Consider the following 17749-nt stretch of genomic DNA (forward strand, 5'->3'; position numbering starts at 1 on the left):
TCCAAATAGAAGTTTTTTACTGCCAATAGCTATAAAAAGAAAAAATGCCCCACTTATTACTAATGCAATATAATCTTTTCTAACCATTTTTAACTCATTAAGTCTTGTTCTATTGTCTCCTCCCCTATAACATCTTGCTTCCATCGCCATAGCTAATTCATCTGCTCTTCTAAAGGAGTTAACGAATAGAGGAACTAACAACGGTACTAAATTTTTAGCTCTGTTAATAATATTCCCACTTTCAAAATCTGCTCCTCTTGCCATTTGTGCTTTCATAATTTTATCTGTTTCTTCTAACAATGTAGGAATAAACCTTAAAGCTATAGTCATCATCATAGCTAATTCATGGGCTGGTAAACCTATTGCTTTAAAAGGTGATAGTAACTTTTCAATACCATCTGTTAACAATATTGGCGATGTAGTTAAAGTTAATAAAGAAGTGCCAGTTACTAAGAAAATCAATCTTAGTGCCATAAATATTCCATGGGATAAACCTTCTTCTGTTATAGTTAAAGGCCCTAATTGAAATAGAACAACTCCTTTAGTCATAAATACATTTATTAAAAAGGTAATAGTTATTATAACCATTAAAGGCTTTAAACCCTTTAGTACATAGTTAATAGGTACCTTAGACATTTTAATTGAAAGTATTAGGAAAAATAATATTAAAATATAAGGATAAAAATTCTTAATAAAAAAAAGTGAAATTATAAACATAAATATTATTATAATTTTTACCCTAGGATCTAACCTATGAACTATTGTATCACCTGGGAAGTATTGACCTATAGTAATATCTTTAATCATTGGCATTTCTCCTTAGATACTTTAATAACTCCTCTTTTGCTTCCTTTACGGTTAAGATATCATCTCTTATTAAATTCCCCTTATTTTTATACTTTTTCATAAATTGAGTTACTTGAGGTATATCTAAACCTATAGACTCCAATTCCTCTGAAGATTTAAAAATTTTTCTTGGTTCTCCATCCATTTTTATTTTTCCCTTGTCCATTACAATAATACGATTTACTAATTTTGCAATATCTTCCATACTGTGAGATACTAAAATTATAGTTGTTCCCTCTTTTTCATATACTTTTTGAATTTCTTCTAATATTTCATCTCTTCCTCTTGGATCCAAACCTGCAGTAGGCTCATCTAATATTAAGACTTCCGGTTTCATGGCCAAGACTCCTGCTATAGCTACTCTTCTTTTCTGACCACCACTTAGTTCAAAAGGGGAACGATCTTTCAATCTTTCAAAATCTAATCCCGTAAAGCTCATGGCATCCCTTACTCTAGCTTCAACTTCATCTTTGTATAAACCTAAATTTTTAGGCCCAAATGCTATATCTTCATATACTGTTTCTTCAAATAATTGATGTTCTGGATATTGAAATACTAATCCAACTTTTTGTCTTATTTCTTTTAAATTCGCATCTTTTGATGTTATATCACTATCTCCTATAATTATCCTTCCTTTAGTAGGTTTTATAAGTCCATTTAAATGTTGTACAAGGGTAGATTTACCTGAGCCTGTATGACCAATAAGTCCTATGAACTCTCCTTTTCCAATTTCTAAATTAATATTATCTAAAGCTTTTACTTCAAAGGGAGTTCCTGGATTGTATATATAATTTAAATCTTTCGTTTTAATTGTCATAATGCCATCACCAATTCATCAATTGTCAATATATCTTTTGGCACATCTATACCTTCTTTTCTTAATTCATAGGCTAATTCAGTAACTTGGGGTACATCTAGTCCTAATTCTTTTACCTTTTCTACTTGGCTAAATATTTCTTTAGGAGTTCCTTCTAAAATAATTTGGCCTTTTTCCATAACTAATATTCTATCAGCCTCTACAGCCTCGTCCATATAATGGGTTATATGAACTATAGTTTTATTTTCTTCTTTATTAAGTTTTTTAATAGTCTTCATAACTTCTTTTCTACCAACAGGGTCTAACATAGCTGTTGGTTCATCAAATATTATACAATCTGGCTCCATAGCTAATATACCAGCAATTGCCACTCTTTGTTTTTGTCCACCAGATAATAAATGTGGGGCATGTTTTTTATAACTATTCATTTCTACAATTTCTAAGGCTTCATCTACTCTTTTTCTTATTTCCTTCGGGGGAATACCTTGGTTTTCTGGACCAAAAGCTACATCTTCCTCTACAATTGTTGCCACTATCTGATTATCTGGATTTTGAAAAATCATTCCAGCCTTCTGCCTAATATCCCAAATTTTATCCTCTTCTTCTGTGTCCATATTGTCTACATAAACTTTCCCTTCTGCAGGTATAAGGAGCCCATTCATTAGTTTTGCAATAGTAGACTTCCCAGAGCCATTATGTCCTAGTATTGCAATAAATTCCCCTTCCTTAATAGATAGAGAGACATTATCTACAGCCAAAAGTTCATCTTCACCAAAAGATTTGTATCTAAAGGTTACTTTGTCCATTTTTATCATTTCTTTGACCATTTATCATCCCTCATTATTTTTATAATTATAAAAGGGACTAAGTCTTAGAACTTAATCCCTCACTTTCTTCTATACTAATTCAATAATAGCTAATTCTGCTCCGTCTCCTCTACGAGGGCCTATTCTCATTATCCTTGTATAACCACCATTTCTATCTTCATAGTTAGGTGCAATTTCATCAAATAATTTCTTTACTACATCTTCATTATATAAATAAGCTAAAACTTGACGTCTAGCATGAACATCTCCTCGTTTTGCAAGGGTAATCATTTTGTCTGTCATTCTCTTTGTTTCTTTTGCCTTCGTAACAGTAGTTTCTATTTTACCATGTTCTAAGAGACTAGTTACTTGGTTTCTTAACATTGCTTTCCTGTGATCAGTGCGACGACCAAGTTTTCTTAATTGTGTCATACATTATCCCTCCTTTGCCCATTGTTACTCATCATTTTTCTTTAAACTTAAATCTAATTCAGCCAATTTACTTTGTACTTCTTCAAGGGATTTCTTACCTAAGTTTCGAACCTTCATCATATCTTCTTCTGTTCTTTGTATTAATTCTTCTACTGTATCTATTCCTGCTCTTTTTAGACAATTGTAGCTTCTAACAGACAAGTCTAACTCTTCTACAGCCATCTCTAATACTTTTTCTTTTTTATCTTCTTCTTTTTCTACCATTATTTCTACATCTTCCACATGATCTGTTAAACCAATAAACAGGTTTAGATGTTCTGTCAAGATTTTAGAACCTAAAGAAGTGGCTTCATCCGGTGTCATAGTACCATTTGTCCACACTTCTAAAACTAATCTATCATAATCAGTTCTTTGACCTACTCTTGTATTATCAACATAAAAATTAACTTTTTCAACAGGAGTAAAGATAGAATCTATTGGGATTACCCCAATTGGTTGTTCTTCTTTTTTATTTCTTTCTGCAGTTACATAGCCTCTACCTTTGTTCATTTCCATTTCTATATATAAGGATCCCTCTTCATTAATAGTAGCTATATGCAAATCTTCATTCAGTATCTCCACATCTGGTCCAGTAATGATATCACCTGCTTTTACCTCTGTTGGACCTTCAGCTTCTATTCTCAATATTACTGGTTCATCTGAATAAATTCTAGCAGAAATCTCTTTTAGGTTTAAGATAATTTCTGGCACATCTTCTAGTATGCCAGGAACTGTAGAGAACTCATGTAAAACCCCTTGAATTTTTACAGAGGATACTGCTGCACCAGGTAAAGAAGATAGTAATACTCTTCTTAAACAATTGCCTAGTGTTGTTCCATAACCTCGTTCTAAGGGTTCCACCATAAATTTTCCATAAGTGTTATTTTCGCTTAATTCTAAAACTTCAATTCTCGGTTTTTCAATCTCTATCATTTAATAATAACCCTCCTTGATTACTTATATATTTTCTACTGATGAGGGCAAATGATTCACCATTAATAAGCAATATATAATCTACTTAGAGTACAACTCAACGATTAAATGTTCTTCTATTGGAATATCAATATCTTCTCTAGTTGGTTCAGTTACAATTTTACCCTTTAATTCATTAGGATTTACTTCTAACCAGGTAGCAGTAGTTCCTCCATGGTTTTCTACCATTTCCTTAAACTTAGGACTATTTTTACTCTTTTCCTTCACTTCTATAACGTCACCTGCTTTTGTTATATAAGAAGGAACATCAACTTTTTTACCATTTACCCTCAAATGGCCATGAGTAACAAATTGTCTAGCCTCTGCCCTTGAACTTGCAAAGCCCATTCTATAAATAACATTATCTAATCTAAGTTCTAATAATCTTAATAGGTTTTCACCTGTAATTCCTTTCATTCTATCAGCCATTATAAAATATTGTCTCATTTTACTTTCTTGTATTCCATAAACTCTACGAACTTTTTGTTTTTCTCTTAACTGTAATCCATATTCAGTAAGTTTTCTTCTTGAATTTCCATGTTGTCCTGGTGCATAATTTCTTTTTGACACTGGACATTTATCTGTATAACATTTATCACCTTTAAGGTATAACTTTTGACCTTCTCTACGACATAATCTACATACGGGACCTGTATATCTCGCCATAAATTAACACCTCCTATATATTCTATATTAAACTCTTCTACGCTTTGGTGGTCTACATCCATTATGTGGTATTGGAGTTTCATCTTTAATTAAACTCACTTCTAAACCTGTTGCTTGAAGGGATCTAATTGCTGCTTCTCTTCCAGCACCAGGTCCTTTTACATAAACTTCTACAGTTTGCAATCCATGTTCCATTGCTTTTTTTGCTGCTTCTTCTGCTGCTTGTTGTGCTGCAAAAGGAGTGGATTTTCTTGAGCCTCTAAATCCTAATTGTCCAGCACTTGCCCAGGATAATACATTCCCTTGGGTATCAGTCAATGTTACCATAGTATTATTAAAAGTAGAGTTTACATAAGCTTGACCTCTCTCTATATTCTTACGTTCTCTTCTTCTTACACGAGTAGTTCCACGGCCTTTAGCATTTTTTTTCGCCATAATAATATCCCTCCTTTTCTACTTTCTGCTCTTCTTACCTGCTGCTGTTTTTGGGCCTTTTCTAGTCCTAGCATTGGTCTTTGTTCTTTGACCCCTAACTGGTAAGCCTCTTTTATGTCTTACTCCTCTATAACAATTAATTTCTTTTAATCTCTTTAAGTTAAGAGAAACTTCTCTTCTTAAATCTCCTTCTACAGGATATTCGTCAATAATCGATCTTAAAGTTGATAATTCTGATTCTGTTAAATCCTTTATTTTAGTATCTGGATCTACTCCAGCCTTCTTCAATATCTCATTAGACCTTGATCTACCTATACCGTATATATAAGTTAGCCCAACTTCTACTCTTTTATTTCTAGGTAAGTCAACACCTGAAATTCTAGCCATTAGTTCTTACACCTCCTATAGTACATTCAGTTTATATCTGTCTTTTATAGTTATCCTTGTCTTTGTTTATGTTTTGGGTTTTCACAAATTACCATCACTTTGCCTTTTCTTCTTATGACCTTACACTTTTCGCATATTTTCTTTACTGATGGTCTCACCTTCATAATTATCCCTCCATGCTACTACTTTTTTCTCCAAGTTATTCTGCCTCTAGTCAAATCATAAGGTGATAGTTCTAATGTTACTTTGTCCCCAGGAAGTATTTTTATATAATTCATTCTTAACTTTCCAGATATATGAGCAAGAACTTCATGCCCATTCTCTAATTCCACCTTAAATATAGCATTTGGTAGAGCTTCCAGAACAACACCTTCTACCTCAATTATATCTTTTTTAGACATTAAATTATCGAACCTCCTCTTAAAAGGTATTTTTATTGAAAGGTTCTAACAATTTCCGTATATAGCCATTGTTTATCTTTATACCTTCATCTGTTTTTTTCTTAAAATCAGTTATTACGGTATTATAAATAATTAAGTGTTTAACTTTTTTCTTTTTAGGCTTATCTAATTTTCGCAAATCGCCATCAACTATCAATATATGTTTATCATCAATTATGTCCATAACTATAAATATATTACCCTTATCACGACCAGCTCTTGACTTAACTAATTGACCAATAGTTATGTCATTGGTAAATTCCATTAAATTCACCTCTTTATTGGTGTTTTTTACGGGAGCAGTCTAGGGAAATGAAGAAAGACATTTGCCTTCCTTAATTTAACTTAAACCTTTTATCACTTCTGCAGAAACTTTTTCTATAGATTGATTCCCGTTTACATTTAATATTAAATTTTTCTCCTCATAATAATCAATCAAAGGTTTAGTATTTTTAGTATAAACCTTTATCCGTTCGGCAACTGTTTCTTTCTTATCATCATCTCTTTGAAAAAGATTATTCCCACAAATATCACATTTATTCTCTTCTTTTGGAATATTATATTTTATATGATAAGTTGCACCACATTTTTTACATACTCTTCTTCCAACAGCTCTGTCTATTAATACATCTTCATCTACATCTATATTAATTACTTTGTCCAATTTAAGTTGCATATTTGTTAACTCTTCATCTAATATATCAGCCTGTTTAACTGTTCTTGGGAAGCCATCTAGTAAAAATCCATCTTTACAGTCATCTTCTAGAAGTCTTTTTTTCACTAAAGATACTACCAGATCATCTGGAACCAATAATCCTTTATCCATATATTCATTTGCTTTTTTTCCAAGTTCTGTCCCTTGTTTAATATTGGATCTTAATATGTCTCCAGTTGAAATATGAGGAATTTCATATCTTTCTGTAATTACAGATGCTTGAGTACCTTTACCAGCACCTGGGGGACCTAATAGAACTAATCTCACAAGAATCATCTCCTAACTTTAATCTAAGAACCCTTTGTAGTGTCTCATCATCATTTGAGCTTCAATTTGTTTTACAGTTTCTAGGGCAACTCCAACAACTATGATTATAGCTGTTCCACCAAAGTTAATATTTAGCTTAAATATTTTAGATAAAACAATTGGTAATGAAGCAATTGCCGCTAATGCAATAGCACCAACAAATGTTAATCTAGATATTACTTTATTCAAGTACTCAGATGTAGGCTTTCCTGGTCTAATCCCTGGAATGAAACCACCTTGTTGCTGCAAATTTTTAGCATATTCAACTGTATTAAATTGTATTGCTGTATAGAAGTAAGTGAAGAATACAATTAAAAGAATATTAAGTATGGTATAAATCCATGCACCTACGGTTCCTTGTGGTGTCAAGTATTTAGTTACCCAAGCAGACGGTTCACCTTTAAAAAATAAAGCTATTGTCTGTGGAAAAGCCAGTAAAGATGATGCAAATATTACTGGAATAACTCCTGCCATTGACACTTTTATAGGAATATGTGTACTTTGACCACCATACATTTTTCTTCCAACTACTCTTTTCGCATATTGAACGGGTACTCTTCTTTCCCCTTCTTGCAACGCAATTACTATTGCTATTATTAAAAGAGCAAATAATAGGAATAAAATAATTCCAATTATTTTTATTTCTCCAACTTTATATAATGATATAGTTTTAACTATTTCACTAGGTATTCTTGATATTATACCAACAAATATTATAAGAGATATTCCATTGCCTATTCCCTTTTCAGTAATTTGTTCCCCTAGCCACATCAGAAAAGCAGTTCCTGCTGTAAGTGTTATAACTACGGTAGTAATTGGCCAAAAGCTTCTATCTATTATGGCTTGGTCGAAGAATCCAATAGTTATACCTATAGCTTGAATTAAGGCTAAACCTATAGTCGTATAACGGGTTATTTGGGTTATTTTCTTTCTACCTTCCTCGCCTTCTTTTGCCAACTCTTCTAATCGTGGTATTGCTATGGTTAATAGTTGAATAATAATTGATGCTGTTACATAAGGATATATGTTTAAAGCAAATATACTAAAGTTACTGAAAGTTCCCCCAGACATTAAGTCAAGAAAATCTAATATTCCACCAGAGGCTCTTTCAAACATTTCCGCTATTTTTTGCTTATCCATTCCAGGCACTGGTACACTAGAGCCCAATCTAAATACTAATAACATAAGTAGAGTATAGATTATTTTTTTCCTAATGTCTGGAATTCTCCATGCATTCCTTAAGGTCTTAAGCACCTAAATCACCTTCACCTTTCCCCCTGCCGCCTCTATTTTTTCTACGGCACTTTTACTGAACTTATGGGCATTTACTATAAGCTTTTTATCAATATTACCATTACCTAAAATCTTTACTCCATCTTTCACTTTACCCTTTTTTAGGAGTCCTTCACTAATTAATAATTCAGGTGTAATTTCAGTACCTTCTTCAAATCTATTTAAATCCTCTACATTAATCGTAGCAAATTCTTTAGCGAATATATTTGTAAAACCTCTTTTTGGTATTCTTCTATATAAAGGCATTTGTCCACCTTCAAACCCAGGTCTTACACCTTTACCTGAACGAGATTTTTGTCCTTTTTGACCTCTTCCAGATGTTTTACCATGTCCAGAACTCATGCCTCTACCTACTCTTTTCCTGTTTTTATCTTGGCTAGAACCTAATTCATGTAGTTTCATAGGTACACCTCCTCTTTATCTTGCTTAATCCACTATTTCAACCATATGGTTGACTTTTTCTATCATACCTCTAATTTGAGGGGTATCTTTCTTTTCTAAAATTTGTCCAGGCCTTTTAAACCCGAGAGCTTCTACGACTTTCTTTTGCTTCTCAGTTTTCCCTATGGTACTCCTAACAAGTTTTATCTTAATCATCGCCATGCTACTCCCCTCCTATCCTAATATTTCATCTACAGTTTTTCCTCTTAATTTTGCTACTTCTTCTACTTTTTTTAAATTCATTAATCCATTCATAGTTGCATTAACTACATTTCTTGGATTATTTGATCCTAAAGATTTGGTCCTAATATCCCTTATACCAGCTAACTCACATACAGCACGCACTGGACCTCCTGCTATTACCCCAGCACCTTCTTTTGATGGTTTTAACAATACCTCTCCTGCACCATATTCACCTATTATCTCATGAGGTATTGTAGTACCTACTAAAGGCACCTTAATTAAATGTTTTTCTGCATCTTGTATAGCTTTCTTTATAGCAGCAGGTATTTCTAAGGCCTTTGCCATACCTACTCCAACATGACCATTTTCATCACCAACTACTACAAGAACACTAAATCTAAAGTTTCTACCACCTTTTACTACTTTGGCAACACGATTTATACTAACAACTCTATCTTTCAAATCTAATCCTTTTGGATCTACAAAAGTACGTTCCATTATTTCCCTCCTTCCCTAAAATTTCAATCCGGATTCTCTAGCTCCTTCAGCTAATTCCTTTACTCTTCCATGATATATATATCCAGCCCTATCAAAAACTACTTCTTCGATTCCTTTATCTAAGGCTCTTTTACCAATTAATTCACCAACAAGCTTTGCAGCTTCTTTATTGCCTGTTTTGTCAAGCTCATCTTTTATTTCCTTATCTAGACTAGATGCTGCAACTAAAGTACATCCTTTATCATCATCAATTAATTGGGCATATATATTATTTAAACTTCTATATACATTAAGTCTTGGTTTTTCTCCAGTTCCAGAAACATTTTGTCGAACTCTTTCATGCCTTTTTTTCCTATTTTTATTTCTGTCAACCTTTTTAAACAACGCCATCACTCCCTTCTACTTACCAACTTTGCCCACTTTACGTCTTATAACTTCATTTTCATATTTAATACCTTTACCTTTATAGGGTTCTGGCTTTCTCAAATCTCTAATAACAGCTGCATAACTTCCAACTTTTTGTTTATCAGCACCTTTTATTGTTATTTGATTTGCCTTAGGAACCTCTATTTCAATACCTTCAGGTTCTTCCATTTCTATTGGATGAGAATAACCTAAGTTAAGCACTAATTTATTTCCTTGCTTTTGTGCTCTATATCCAGTTCCTTCTATAATTAAAGTCTTAGAATATCCAGTTACAACCCCTTCTAGCATATTGTTTATTAATGATCTAGTTAACCCATGTAATGATTTATGGTTCTTTTTTTCTGAGGGGCGCTTAACTGTTATGACGTTGTCCTCTAATATTATTCCCATTTCAGGATTTAATTGTCCTTCTATACTTCCTTTAGGGCCTTTAACCTTCATAAAATTTTTATTGTCTAATTCTACTTCTACTCCACTAGGGATATTTATTGGTTTAAATCCTATTCTTGACATGATTGCACCTCCAGTTCCCTTGATATAAGCAATTTTTTACCAAATGTAACAAATTACTTCTCCACCTACTTTTTCTTTTCTTGCTTCTTTATCAGTCATTACTCCTTTAGATGTAGAAATAATAGCCACACCTAAACCGCCTAATACTTTTGGAATTTCATTATTATTTACATAAACCTTTAAACCAGGTTTAGAAATTTTCCTAATACCACTAATTATCTTTTGATTATTATCTGCGTATTTGAATTTTATTCTTATAATCCCTTGTTTATTGTCTTCTATAAAATCAAACCCTTTAATATACCCTTCATCTAGGAGTATTTGGGCTATTTGTTTTTTCATATTTGAAGCCGGAATATCAACTGTTTCGTGTCTTGCATCATTTCCGTTTCTTATTCTTGTTAGCATATCTGCAATCGGATCAGTCATCATATTTAGCTACCTCCCTTCATCACATTCCTAAATTACCAGCTAGCTTTTCTTACACCAGGAATTTCACCTTTGTAAGCTAACTCTCTAAAACAAATACGACAAACACCGTATTTCTTAATATAGCCATGAGGTCTTCCACAAATTTTACATCTACTATATTCCCTTGTACTAAACTTTTGTTTTCTTTGTTGATCTACTCTCTTTGATTTTTTAGCCAAATTATTTTTCCTCCTTCCCTATTTTTTAAAGGGCATTCCCATGATTTCCAAAAATGTTTTTGCTTCTTCATCATTTTTTGCGCTAGTCACTATAACTATATCTAACCCTCTAATAGAGTCCACCATATCATAATCAATTTCGGGGAATATTAATTGTTCTTTTATACCTAATGCATAGTTTCCTCTTCCGTCAAAGGATGTAGGGTTTACTCCTCTAAAGTCCCTAACCCTAGGTAAGGCAACATTCATAAGTTTATCTAAAAATTCATACATTCTTTCTCCCCTTAAAGTTACCTTTGCTCCTACATTCATTCCTTCACGAACTTTAAAATTAGAAATAGATTTCTTTGCCTTTCTTATTACAGGTTTTTGACCAGAAATTAAGCCTAATTCATTAACCGCACTATCTAATGCTTTTTGATTATCTTTTGCCTCGCCAATTCCCATATTCAACACTATTTTTTCTACTTTTGGTACTTCCATTACGCTATCATATTGAAATTTTTCCATTAGAGAAGGTACTACTTCTTCGTAATATTTTTCTTTTAACCTGGAAGCCATATTCGCTACCTCCTTTCAATAGTAAATTATTTATCTAAAATATCTCCACAGTTCTTACAAACCCGTACTTTTTCTCCATTTTCTAGTACCTTATGTCCTATTCTTACACCTTTTTCATCCTTATCGCAGTATATCATCACCTTTGAAGCATGTAATGGTCCTTCCTTGTGAAAAATTCCACCTTCTTGCATTGGTCCACTAGCTTTTTGGTGTTTAGTAATCATATTAATTCCTTCAACAATTACCCTATTTTCACTAGGAAAAGCTTTTAAAACTTTACCCTTTTTACCTTTATTTTTTCCAGATATAACTACTACAGTATCTCCACGTTTAATCTGCATACTTTACACCTCCTCTAAAGCACCTCTGGTGCCAAAGATATAATTCTCATAAAGTTTCCTCTTCTTAACTCCCTAGTAACAGGACCGAATATACGAGTTCCAACAGGCTGCTCATCATCATTAAGAATAACAGCTGCATTTTCATCAAACTTTATATAATTACCGTCATCTCTTCTAACACCATGTTTTGTTCTAACTACAACAGCTTTTACTATTTCACCTTTTTTAACAACGCCGCCTGGTGTTGCACTTTTAATAGAACAAACTACAATGTCACCAATATTAGCATACCTTCTATTTGAACCACCTAATACTTTTATTACTGATAATTCTCTTGCACCTGAGTTATCAGCAACTTTCAGACGACTTTCTGTTTGGATCATACGATTACCTCCTTTCCAGCTCTAAGGACTATTTTGCTTTTTCTATTATTTTTACTACTCTCCAATTTTTATCTTTACTTAATGGCCTAGTTTCCATTATTCTTATTCTATCACCAGTTTTACATTCATTATTTTCATCATGTGCTTTAAATTTTGTAGTCTTTTTAATTTGTTTTTTATATAAAGGATGAGTTACAAAAGTTTCTACAGCTACTACTACTGTCTTATCCATTTTGTCACTTACTACTCGCCCAACTCTCGTTTTTCGAAGTCCTCTTGCCATCTAATGTTAAACCTCCCTTCTTATCCCAAGTTCTCTTTCCCTCATAATAGTCTTTATACGTGCTATATCTTTTCTCACCGCTTTGATTCTCATTGGGTTCTCTAACTGACCTGTTGCCATTTGAAATCGCAAATTAAATAATTCATTTTTAAATTCTAACATTTTACTATCTAACTCTTGATCAGTCATTTGGCGAATTTCATTAACTTTCATTTGCTTCACCACCCTTTTCCTGCATATCATCACGAACAACAAATTTACATTCTATTGGTAACTTATGTGATGCTAATCTCATAGCTTCTCTAGCTACTTCTTCAGATACTCCACCCATTTCAAATAATATTCTGCCAGGTTTAACTACCGATACCCAGTATTCCGGAGCACCTTTACCTGAACCCATACGAGTTTCTGCCGCTTTCGCAGTTACAGGTTTGTCAGGAAATATTTTTATCCAAACATTACCGCCTCTTTTTACATATCTAGTCATAGCCCTTCTTGCAGCTTCAATTTGATTTGATGTTATCCATGCTGGTTCTAAAGCTTGTAACCCATATTCACCATATGTTAATGTATTACCACGATTTGCATTACCTTTCATTCTACCTCTATGAACTCTACGATATTTAACTCTTTTAGGCATTAGCATTTCATCTTCCTCCTTCCTGCGCTATATATTAGCTATCTTTTAGGCTTTTCTACTTTAGTTTCCTTCTCTTCTTTAGATTTCTTAATAGGAAGAATTTCCCCTTTATAAATCCAAACTTTTACACCTATTTTCCCATAAGTTGTATCTGCCTCTGCAAATCCATAATCAATATCAGCTCTTAATGTTTGTAGCGGTATAGTTCCTTCGCTATAGCCTTCAGTTCTAGCCATATCAGCGCCACCTAATCTACCGGAAACTTGAGTTTTTATACCCTTTGTTCCAGCTCTTTTACTTCTATTTATTGATTGTTTCATTGCTCTTCTATAAGAAATTCTTCTTTCTAACTGACCTGCAATATTTTCTGCAACTAACTGAGCATCTAGTTCTGGGACTTTAACCTCTTCAACATTAACTATTATTTTCTTCCCAGTCATTTTTTCTAGTTCTTTTCTTAAACCTTCTACACCTTTACCACCTTTGCCTATAACCATTCCTGGTTTCGCAGTATAAACTGATACCTTTATTCTATTAGCAGCTCTTTCAATTTCAATATTTGAAATACCTGCAATGAACATTTTATCTTTTATATATTCACGTACTTTATAATCCTCTATTAATAAATCACTAAAGTCTTCTTTGTTGGCGAACCATTTTGAATCCCAATCTTTAATTACACCAACTCTAAAGCCATGCGGATTAATCTTTTGACCCATTATTTATCCCTCCTTTTCTAATCAAGTTCTTTTACTACTACTCCTATATGACTAGTCCTTTTCAATATTGGATAAGCCATTCCTCTAGCCCTAGGTCTCCATCTTTTATAAGTTGGTCCATCATTTGCATAAGCTTCTAGCACATAAAGGTCATCTCTATCCATGCCAAAATTATTTTCAGCATTTGCAATGGCAGAATTAAGAACTTTCTCCAATTCCTTCGCACCCTTCTTAGGCGTAAATTTTAATATTGCAATAGCTTCATCTACAGTTTTTCCTCTTATTTCATCGCAAATATAACCGACTTTTAGGGGTGAGATACGTACATATTTAGCAATTGCTCTAGCTTCCACTTGTATTCCCTCCTTTATGCTCTATAATATTTGAGTTGTTTCTTCAGATTTTGCTCTTTCACCGTGTTTTCTAAATAGTCTAGTAGGAACAAACTCACCTAATTTATGCCCTACCATATCTTCAGTTATATATATAGGAACATGCTTTCTTCCATCATGAACAGCAATTGTATGACCAACCATTTCTGGAAAAACAGTTGACCTACGGGACCAAGTTTTAATAACTTTCTTTTTCCCTTGTTCATTTAAAGTTACTACCTTCTTCATTAAATGCTCATCACAAAAAGGTCCTTTTTTAACAGATCTACCCATACTGTTACCTCCTTTCAACTATATAATATATTTATCTAGTTCTTTCCCTAACAATATATCTGTTAGATTTCTTTTTTTTCTTTCTAGTTTTATATCCCAATGTAGGTTTACCCCAAGGAGTTACTGGTGATGGCATACCTATAGGTGATCTTCCTTCTCCTCCACCATGAGGGTGATCAACTGGATTCATTGCACTACCTCTTACAGTTGGTCTTATGCCTAAATGTCTACTTTTACCTGCTTTTCCTATAGTAGTATTCTCATGTTCTACATTTCCAACTTGGCCTACTGTAGCACGACAATTTACTCCTATACGCCTAACTTCTCCAGACGGTAATCTCACATGAGCATAATTACCTTCCTTAGCAATTAATTGAGCTTCTGCTCCTGCCGATCTTACCATTTGTGCACCTTTACCTGGTTTTAACTCTACATTATGAATTGTAGTTCCTACTGGCATATCCTTTAATTTTAAAGCATTTCCAGTTTTTATATCTGCATCTGGGCCAGATTCTATTTCATCTCCTACTTTCAAGCCATTAGGAGCTAATATATATCTTTTTTCACCATCAACATAATGAATAAGTGCTAAATTTGCAGTTCTATTTGGATCATATTCAATAGCTGCAACTTTCCCTAAAATACCGTCTTTATTCCTTTTAAAATCTATTATTCTATATTTTCTCTTTACTCCACCGCCTTTATGACGAGTAGTTATAATACCACGGGCGTTTCTTCCACCAGTTTTATTCTTTTTAACTACTAAGGCCTTCTCAGGTTTTTTCTTAGATATATCCTTAAAACTTGAGATTGCCATACGTCTTAACGCTGGGGAAGTTGCTTTATATCTTTTTATAGCCATTATTATTCCCTCCTTCTTCTAAAACTTTAATCTATTCCATTCCTTCAAAGAATTCTATTCCTTCGCTATCTTCAGTTAAAGTAACTATTGCTTTTTTCCAGCTTGCTGTTCTTCCTACGTGTACTCCCATTCTTTTTTCTTTTCCTGAAACATTCATAGTATTTATACTCTTTACTTCTACATCAAAAATATTTTCTATAGCCTTTTTAATTTCAGTCTTTTTAGCTCTCTTATCCACCATAAAAGTATATTTACCCATTGCCATAGCATCCATACTTCCTTCAGTAATAATAGGCTTAATTATAACATCGTGTAGGTTTTGCATTATCCATACACCTCCTCCACTTTTTTCACTGCAGCTTTTGTAATAATGAAGGAATCATAATTTAATATCTCATATACATTTAAAGTATCCAATAATATAGTTTCCACATTAGGAATATTTTTTGCTGATTTAACTATATTATCATTTTTTTCATCCATTACAATTAGTGCTTTATTATCTGCATTAACATTTTCCAAAATCTTTACCATTTCCTTAGTCTTTGGAGTTTCTAAGGTTAATTCATCTAAAACAATCATTTCATTATTTGTAACCTTTGAAGTCAAAGCACTTTTCATAGCTAATCGTCTAACTTTTTTAGGTACCTTATAGCTATAGTCTCTTGGTTTTGGCGCAAAAGTTACTCCACCGCCTACCCAGTGAGGTGCTCTAATGCTACCTTGTCTTGCTCTACCAGTACCTTTTTGTCTCCAAGGCTTTCTTCCGCCTCCTCTGACTTCAGTCCTAGTCTTAGCTGACTGAGTACCTTGTCTTCTACTTGCCAGTTGACTTTTTACAACTTCATGTACTGCACGTTCATTTATATCAACACCAAATACTTCATCACTTAATTCAATTTCGTCTATTTCTTCACCTAACACATTTAAAACATTAACTTTTGCCATCCCTTATCCTCCTTTCTAGCAGTTATTTTGCTACTTTTACACTTTGTTTTATCTTTAATAAACCACCTTTTGGCCCTGGTACTGCACCTTTTACAAGTAATAAGTTTTTCTCACTATCTACTCTAATAATTTCTAGATTTTGAACGGTAACTTTTTCATGCCCCATTCTTCCTGCTAACTTTTTCCCTTTAAGAACTCTACCTGGATAAGCTGCACCTGCCATTGCTCCTGGAGCTCTATGGGTTTTAGAACCATGAGTTGTACGTCCTTTCGCTAATCCATATCTTTTAACTGGGCCTTGCGTTCCCTTTCCTTTTGACACACCAGATACATCTACTTTATCTCCAGCTTCAAAAATATCTGCTTTTAATTCTTGACCAATTTCAAATTCATTTAAGTCTTCAACTTTAAATTCACTTAAATGTTTTCTATATTCTACATTCGCTTTATCATAATGACCTTTTAAAGGTTTATTCACCCTATGTTCTTTAGCTATTTCATATCCTACTTGGATTGCATTATAACCATCATTTTCAACAGTTTTCTTTTGCAATACCTCCATAGGTCCTGCTTCTATAACAGTCACTGGTACAACAGTCCCGTCTTCATGGAAAATTTGTGTCATACCAATTTTCTTCCCTAGAATATTTTTCATAACTACACCTCCTATTATCTTACAGCGGATTACTTTAAAGTAATCATTATAAGAAATTACAATTTAATCTCAATATCTACTCCTGCAGGTAAATTTAATTTCATTAAGGAATCAACAGTTTTTTGATTCGGATTTAAAATATCAATTAATCTTTTGTGAGTCCTTTGTTCAAATTGCTCTCTAGAATCTTTGTATTTGTGCACTGCCCTTAGTACTGTAATAACTTCCTTTTCAGTTGGTAGTGGAATAGGTCCAGATACAGTTGCACCAGTTCTTTTAGCTGTTTCTACAATTTTCTGAGCTGATACATCAATAAGCTCATAATCATACGCCTTCAACCTAATTCTTATTTTTTGCTTGCCCTTAACCTTTTCAGACATTTTTTCCCCTCCTTTTATCGCATGTTTAATCTTACATGCGACTTGAAATCGCCGATACACTTAACCGGGTGTGTTATATTTCTTTATTAAGTATATATAGACAATTCCAGTCGCCCGATTCTTGATCGAACATTCTCAGCAAAAATTTCCTATAATCAGCAACCTTTTGCTTCATCGCAATATTAAAATTGCATACCTCTTTATTTTATAGTAAAACCCCAAAAAACTCAAGGGTTATTATTGCTTTTTTTATAAAAATTGCTTATAGACATTAAAAGAAGGGTTCCCCCTTCCTTCAATGTCTTACTTTTGCATAATTAATTATGCAAGTACTTTAGTAACTACTCCAGATCCTACCGTTCTTCCACCTTCACGAATAGAGAATCTTAATCCTTCTTCTATTGCTATTGGTGTTATTAATTCTATAGTAAACTTAGCATTATCTCC

General features: G+C 33.2%; 35 protein-coding genes. All 35 read right to left on the bottom strand.

The features are described 5' to 3' along the window. On the bottom strand, nt 1-807 hold an 807-nt coding region (locus VK071_09930), incomplete at its 3' end, for an energy-coupling factor transporter transmembrane component T (GenBank protein ID HLR35624.1). Then, complete coding sequence (locus VK071_09935; protein ID HLR35625.1) at nt 800-1663, bottom strand: energy-coupling factor transporter ATPase; 864 nt, start codon at nt 1661-1663, stop codon at nt 800-802. The genes VK071_09935 and VK071_09930, both read right to left, overlap by 8 nt. Continuing rightward, entirely contained in the window at nt 1660-2478 is an 819-nt protein-coding gene (locus tag VK071_09940) for an energy-coupling factor transporter ATPase (GenBank protein ID HLR35626.1), read from the bottom strand. The genes VK071_09935 and VK071_09940 overlap by 4 nt, the downstream gene beginning before the upstream one ends. An 81-nt stretch (nt 2479-2559) precedes the next feature. Beyond that, entirely contained in the window at nt 2560-2901 is a 342-nt protein-coding gene (rplQ, locus tag VK071_09945; protein ID HLR35627.1) for a 50S ribosomal protein L17, read from the bottom strand. 24 nt (nt 2902-2925) lie between these two features. Further along, a complete protein-coding gene (locus VK071_09950; GenBank protein ID HLR35628.1) occupies nt 2926-3873 on the bottom strand; it encodes a DNA-directed RNA polymerase subunit alpha in 948 nt (315 codons plus the stop codon). 81 nt (nt 3874-3954) lie between these two features. Then, nucleotides 3955-4578 carry a 30S ribosomal protein S4 gene (rpsD, locus tag VK071_09955; GenBank protein HLR35629.1) on the bottom strand — a complete coding sequence of 208 codons (624 nt, stop codon included), beginning with the start codon at nt 4576-4578 and terminating at the stop codon, nt 3955-3957. Nucleotides 4579-4605: 27 nt separating this feature from the next. Beyond that, nucleotides 4606-5013, bottom strand: coding sequence for a 30S ribosomal protein S11 (gene rpsK / locus VK071_09960; GenBank protein HLR35630.1), 408 nt, complete (start codon nt 5011-5013; stop codon nt 4606-4608). Nucleotides 5014-5031: 18 nt separating this feature from the next. Beyond that, nucleotides 5032-5400, bottom strand: coding sequence for a 30S ribosomal protein S13 (gene rpsM / locus VK071_09965; protein ID HLR35631.1), 369 nt, complete (start codon nt 5398-5400; stop codon nt 5032-5034). 50 nt (nt 5401-5450) lie between these two features. Then, on the bottom strand, nt 5451-5564 hold the full coding sequence (gene rpmJ / locus VK071_09970; GenBank protein ID HLR35632.1) for a 50S ribosomal protein L36: 114 nt from the start codon (nt 5562-5564) through the stop codon (nt 5451-5453). Between the two features lie 18 nt (nt 5565-5582). After that, the gene (gene infA / locus VK071_09975) at nt 5583-5801 is read right to left on the bottom strand and encodes a translation initiation factor IF-1 (GenBank protein HLR35633.1); all 219 of its coding nucleotides are present in this window, start codon (nt 5799-5801) and stop codon (nt 5583-5585) included. A gap of 19 nt (nt 5802-5820) precedes the next feature. After that, entirely contained in the window at nt 5821-6105 is a 285-nt protein-coding gene (locus tag VK071_09980; GenBank protein ID HLR35634.1) for a KOW domain-containing RNA-binding protein, read from the bottom strand. 75 nt (nt 6106-6180) lie between these two features. Beyond that, the gene (locus tag VK071_09985) at nt 6181-6822 is read right to left on the bottom strand and encodes an adenylate kinase (protein HLR35635.1); all 642 of its coding nucleotides are present in this window, start codon (nt 6820-6822) and stop codon (nt 6181-6183) included. Between the two features lie 18 nt (nt 6823-6840). Continuing rightward, the gene (secY, locus tag VK071_09990) at nt 6841-8115 is read right to left on the bottom strand and encodes a preprotein translocase subunit SecY (protein ID HLR35636.1); all 1275 of its coding nucleotides are present in this window, start codon (nt 8113-8115) and stop codon (nt 6841-6843) included. Beyond that, nucleotides 8116-8556: a 50S ribosomal protein L15 gene (rplO, locus tag VK071_09995; GenBank protein ID HLR35637.1), complete on the bottom strand. Its 441-nt coding sequence runs from the start codon at nt 8554-8556 to the stop codon at nt 8116-8118. Between the two features lie 24 nt (nt 8557-8580). Then, a complete protein-coding gene (rpmD, locus tag VK071_10000; GenBank protein ID HLR35638.1) occupies nt 8581-8757 on the bottom strand; it encodes a 50S ribosomal protein L30 in 177 nt (58 codons plus the stop codon). Between the two features lie 12 nt (nt 8758-8769). Further along, complete coding sequence (gene rpsE / locus VK071_10005; GenBank protein ID HLR35639.1) at nt 8770-9276, bottom strand: 30S ribosomal protein S5; 507 nt, start codon at nt 9274-9276, stop codon at nt 8770-8772. Between the two features lie 15 nt (nt 9277-9291). Then, nucleotides 9292-9660, bottom strand: coding sequence for a 50S ribosomal protein L18 (gene rplR / locus VK071_10010; GenBank protein ID HLR35640.1), 369 nt, complete (start codon nt 9658-9660; stop codon nt 9292-9294). Nucleotides 9661-9675: 15 nt separating this feature from the next. Beyond that, nucleotides 9676-10215 carry a 50S ribosomal protein L6 gene (rplF, locus tag VK071_10015; protein ID HLR35641.1) on the bottom strand — a complete coding sequence of 180 codons (540 nt, stop codon included), beginning with the start codon at nt 10213-10215 and terminating at the stop codon, nt 9676-9678. A gap of 36 nt (nt 10216-10251) precedes the next feature. After that, nucleotides 10252-10647: a 30S ribosomal protein S8 gene (rpsH, locus tag VK071_10020; GenBank protein ID HLR35642.1), complete on the bottom strand. Its 396-nt coding sequence runs from the start codon at nt 10645-10647 to the stop codon at nt 10252-10254. 32 nt (nt 10648-10679) lie between these two features. Beyond that, a complete protein-coding gene (locus tag VK071_10025) occupies nt 10680-10865 on the bottom strand; it encodes a type Z 30S ribosomal protein S14 (protein HLR35643.1) in 186 nt (61 codons plus the stop codon). An 18-nt stretch (nt 10866-10883) separates the two neighbouring features. Further along, nucleotides 10884-11426 (bottom strand): 50S ribosomal protein L5, encoded by a 543-nt coding sequence (rplE, locus tag VK071_10030; GenBank protein HLR35644.1) that lies wholly within the window; start codon nt 11424-11426, stop codon nt 10884-10886. Between the two features lie 26 nt (nt 11427-11452). Next, a complete protein-coding gene (gene rplX / locus VK071_10035) occupies nt 11453-11767 on the bottom strand; it encodes a 50S ribosomal protein L24 (GenBank protein ID HLR35645.1) in 315 nt (104 codons plus the stop codon). A gap of 14 nt (nt 11768-11781) precedes the next feature. Then, nucleotides 11782-12150, bottom strand: coding sequence for a 50S ribosomal protein L14 (gene rplN / locus VK071_10040; GenBank protein ID HLR35646.1), 369 nt, complete (start codon nt 12148-12150; stop codon nt 11782-11784). 28 nt (nt 12151-12178) lie between these two features. Next, the gene (gene rpsQ / locus VK071_10045) at nt 12179-12433 is read right to left on the bottom strand and encodes a 30S ribosomal protein S17 (GenBank protein ID HLR35647.1); all 255 of its coding nucleotides are present in this window, start codon (nt 12431-12433) and stop codon (nt 12179-12181) included. Nucleotides 12434-12439: 6 nt separating this feature from the next. Next, complete coding sequence (gene rpmC, locus VK071_10050) at nt 12440-12646, bottom strand: 50S ribosomal protein L29 (GenBank protein HLR35648.1); 207 nt, start codon at nt 12644-12646, stop codon at nt 12440-12442. Next, a complete protein-coding gene (rplP, locus tag VK071_10055; GenBank protein HLR35649.1) occupies nt 12636-13079 on the bottom strand; it encodes a 50S ribosomal protein L16 in 444 nt (147 codons plus the stop codon). The genes rpmC and rplP overlap by 11 nt, the downstream gene beginning before the upstream one ends. 32 nt (nt 13080-13111) lie before the next feature. Continuing rightward, nucleotides 13112-13792 carry a 30S ribosomal protein S3 gene (gene rpsC, locus VK071_10060; GenBank protein HLR35650.1) on the bottom strand — a complete coding sequence of 227 codons (681 nt, stop codon included), beginning with the start codon at nt 13790-13792 and terminating at the stop codon, nt 13112-13114. 17 nt (nt 13793-13809) lie between these two features. Next, on the bottom strand, nt 13810-14145 hold the full coding sequence (gene rplV, locus VK071_10065) for a 50S ribosomal protein L22 (GenBank protein ID HLR35651.1): 336 nt from the start codon (nt 14143-14145) through the stop codon (nt 13810-13812). A gap of 21 nt (nt 14146-14166) precedes the next feature. After that, the gene (gene rpsS, locus VK071_10070; protein HLR35652.1) at nt 14167-14457 is read right to left on the bottom strand and encodes a 30S ribosomal protein S19; all 291 of its coding nucleotides are present in this window, start codon (nt 14455-14457) and stop codon (nt 14167-14169) included. 31 nt (nt 14458-14488) lie between these two features. Further along, nucleotides 14489-15319 carry a 50S ribosomal protein L2 gene (gene rplB / locus VK071_10075; GenBank protein HLR35653.1) on the bottom strand — a complete coding sequence of 277 codons (831 nt, stop codon included), beginning with the start codon at nt 15317-15319 and terminating at the stop codon, nt 14489-14491. Between the two features lie 31 nt (nt 15320-15350). Next, nucleotides 15351-15644: a 50S ribosomal protein L23 gene (gene rplW / locus VK071_10080; GenBank protein HLR35654.1), complete on the bottom strand. Its 294-nt coding sequence runs from the start codon at nt 15642-15644 to the stop codon at nt 15351-15353. Continuing rightward, nucleotides 15644-16267, bottom strand: a complete 624-nt coding sequence (rplD, locus tag VK071_10085; GenBank protein HLR35655.1) for a 50S ribosomal protein L4 — start codon at nt 16265-16267, stop codon at nt 15644-15646. Before rplD ends, rplW begins: the two co-directional genes overlap by 1 nt. Nucleotides 16268-16289: 22 nt before the next feature. After that, nucleotides 16290-16922 (bottom strand): 50S ribosomal protein L3, encoded by a 633-nt coding sequence (rplC, locus tag VK071_10090; protein HLR35656.1) that lies wholly within the window; start codon nt 16920-16922, stop codon nt 16290-16292. Nucleotides 16923-16978: 56 nt separating this feature from the next. Then, nucleotides 16979-17302, bottom strand: a complete 324-nt coding sequence (gene rpsJ, locus VK071_10095; GenBank protein ID HLR35657.1) for a 30S ribosomal protein S10 — start codon at nt 17300-17302, stop codon at nt 16979-16981. A gap of 321 nt (nt 17303-17623) precedes the next feature. Next, the coding region (gene tuf, locus VK071_10100; protein HLR35658.1) for an elongation factor Tu at nt 17624-17749 on the bottom strand (126 nt) is incomplete at its 5' end.

The organism is Tissierellales bacterium, from assembly GCA_035301805.1.
Lineage (GTDB): Bacteria > Bacillota > Clostridia > Tissierellales > DATGTQ01 > DATGTQ01.

Coding starts and splice junctions, on each gene's coding strand:
- VK071_09935 (HLR35625.1), bottom strand. CDS start 1,663: ATGACAATTAAAACGAAAGATTTAAATTATATATACAATCCAGGAACT.
- VK071_09940 (HLR35626.1), bottom strand. CDS start 2,478: ATGATAAAAATGGACAAAGTAACCTTTAGATACAAATCTTTTGGTGAA.
- rplQ (HLR35627.1), bottom strand. CDS start 2,901: ATGACACAATTAAGAAAACTTGGTCGTCGCACTGATCACAGGAAAGCA.
- VK071_09950 (HLR35628.1), bottom strand. CDS start 3,873: ATGATAGAGATTGAAAAACCGAGAATTGAAGTTTTAGAATTAAGCGAA.
- rpsD (HLR35629.1), bottom strand. CDS start 4,578: ATGGCGAGATATACAGGTCCCGTATGTAGATTATGTCGTAGAGAAGGT.
- rpsK (HLR35630.1), bottom strand. CDS start 5,013: ATGGCGAAAAAAAATGCTAAAGGCCGTGGAACTACTCGTGTAAGAAGA.
- rpsM (HLR35631.1), bottom strand. CDS start 5,400: ATGGCTAGAATTTCAGGTGTTGACTTACCTAGAAATAAAAGAGTAGAA.
- rpmJ (HLR35632.1), bottom strand. CDS start 5,564: ATGAAGGTGAGACCATCAGTAAAGAAAATATGCGAAAAGTGTAAGGTC.
- infA (HLR35633.1), bottom strand. CDS start 5,801: ATGTCTAAAAAAGATATAATTGAGGTAGAAGGTGTTGTTCTGGAAGCT.
- VK071_09980 (HLR35634.1), bottom strand. CDS start 6,105: ATGGAATTTACCAATGACATAACTATTGGTCAATTAGTTAAGTCAAGA.
- rplO (HLR35637.1), bottom strand. CDS start 8,556: ATGAAACTACATGAATTAGGTTCTAGCCAAGATAAAAACAGGAAAAGA.
- rpmD (HLR35638.1), bottom strand. CDS start 8,757: ATGGCGATGATTAAGATAAAACTTGTTAGGAGTACCATAGGGAAAACT.
- rpsE (HLR35639.1), bottom strand. CDS start 9,276: ATGGAACGTACTTTTGTAGATCCAAAAGGATTAGATTTGAAAGATAGA.
- rplF (HLR35641.1), bottom strand. CDS start 10,215: ATGTCAAGAATAGGATTTAAACCAATAAATATCCCTAGTGGAGTAGAA.
- rpsH (HLR35642.1), bottom strand. CDS start 10,647: ATGATGACTGATCCGATTGCAGATATGCTAACAAGAATAAGAAACGGA.
- rplE (HLR35644.1), bottom strand. CDS start 11,426: ATGGCTTCCAGGTTAAAAGAAAAATATTACGAAGAAGTAGTACCTTCT.
- rplX (HLR35645.1), bottom strand. CDS start 11,767: ATGCAGATTAAACGTGGAGATACTGTAGTAGTTATATCTGGAAAAAAT.
- rplN (HLR35646.1), bottom strand. CDS start 12,150: ATGATCCAAACAGAAAGTCGTCTGAAAGTTGCTGATAACTCAGGTGCA.
- rpsQ (HLR35647.1), bottom strand. CDS start 12,433: ATGGCAAGAGGACTTCGAAAAACGAGAGTTGGGCGAGTAGTAAGTGAC.
- rpmC (HLR35648.1), bottom strand. CDS start 12,646: ATGAAAGTTAATGAAATTCGCCAAATGACTGATCAAGAGTTAGATAGT.
- rplP (HLR35649.1), bottom strand. CDS start 13,079: ATGCTAATGCCTAAAAGAGTTAAATATCGTAGAGTTCATAGAGGTAGA.
- rpsC (HLR35650.1), bottom strand. CDS start 13,792: ATGGGTCAAAAGATTAATCCGCATGGCTTTAGAGTTGGTGTAATTAAA.
- rpsS (HLR35652.1), bottom strand. CDS start 14,457: ATGGGTAGATCTGTTAAAAAAGGACCTTTTTGTGATGAGCATTTAATG.
- rplB (HLR35653.1), bottom strand. CDS start 15,319: ATGGCTATAAAAAGATATAAAGCAACTTCCCCAGCGTTAAGACGTATG.
- rplW (HLR35654.1), bottom strand. CDS start 15,644: ATGCAAAACCTACACGATGTTATAATTAAGCCTATTATTACTGAAGGA.
- rplD (HLR35655.1), bottom strand. CDS start 16,267: ATGGCAAAAGTTAATGTTTTAAATGTGTTAGGTGAAGAAATAGACGAA.
- rplC (HLR35656.1), bottom strand. CDS start 16,922: ATGAAAAATATTCTAGGGAAGAAAATTGGTATGACACAAATTTTCCAT.
- rpsJ (HLR35657.1), bottom strand. CDS start 17,302: ATGTCTGAAAAGGTTAAGGGCAAGCAAAAAATAAGAATTAGGTTGAAG.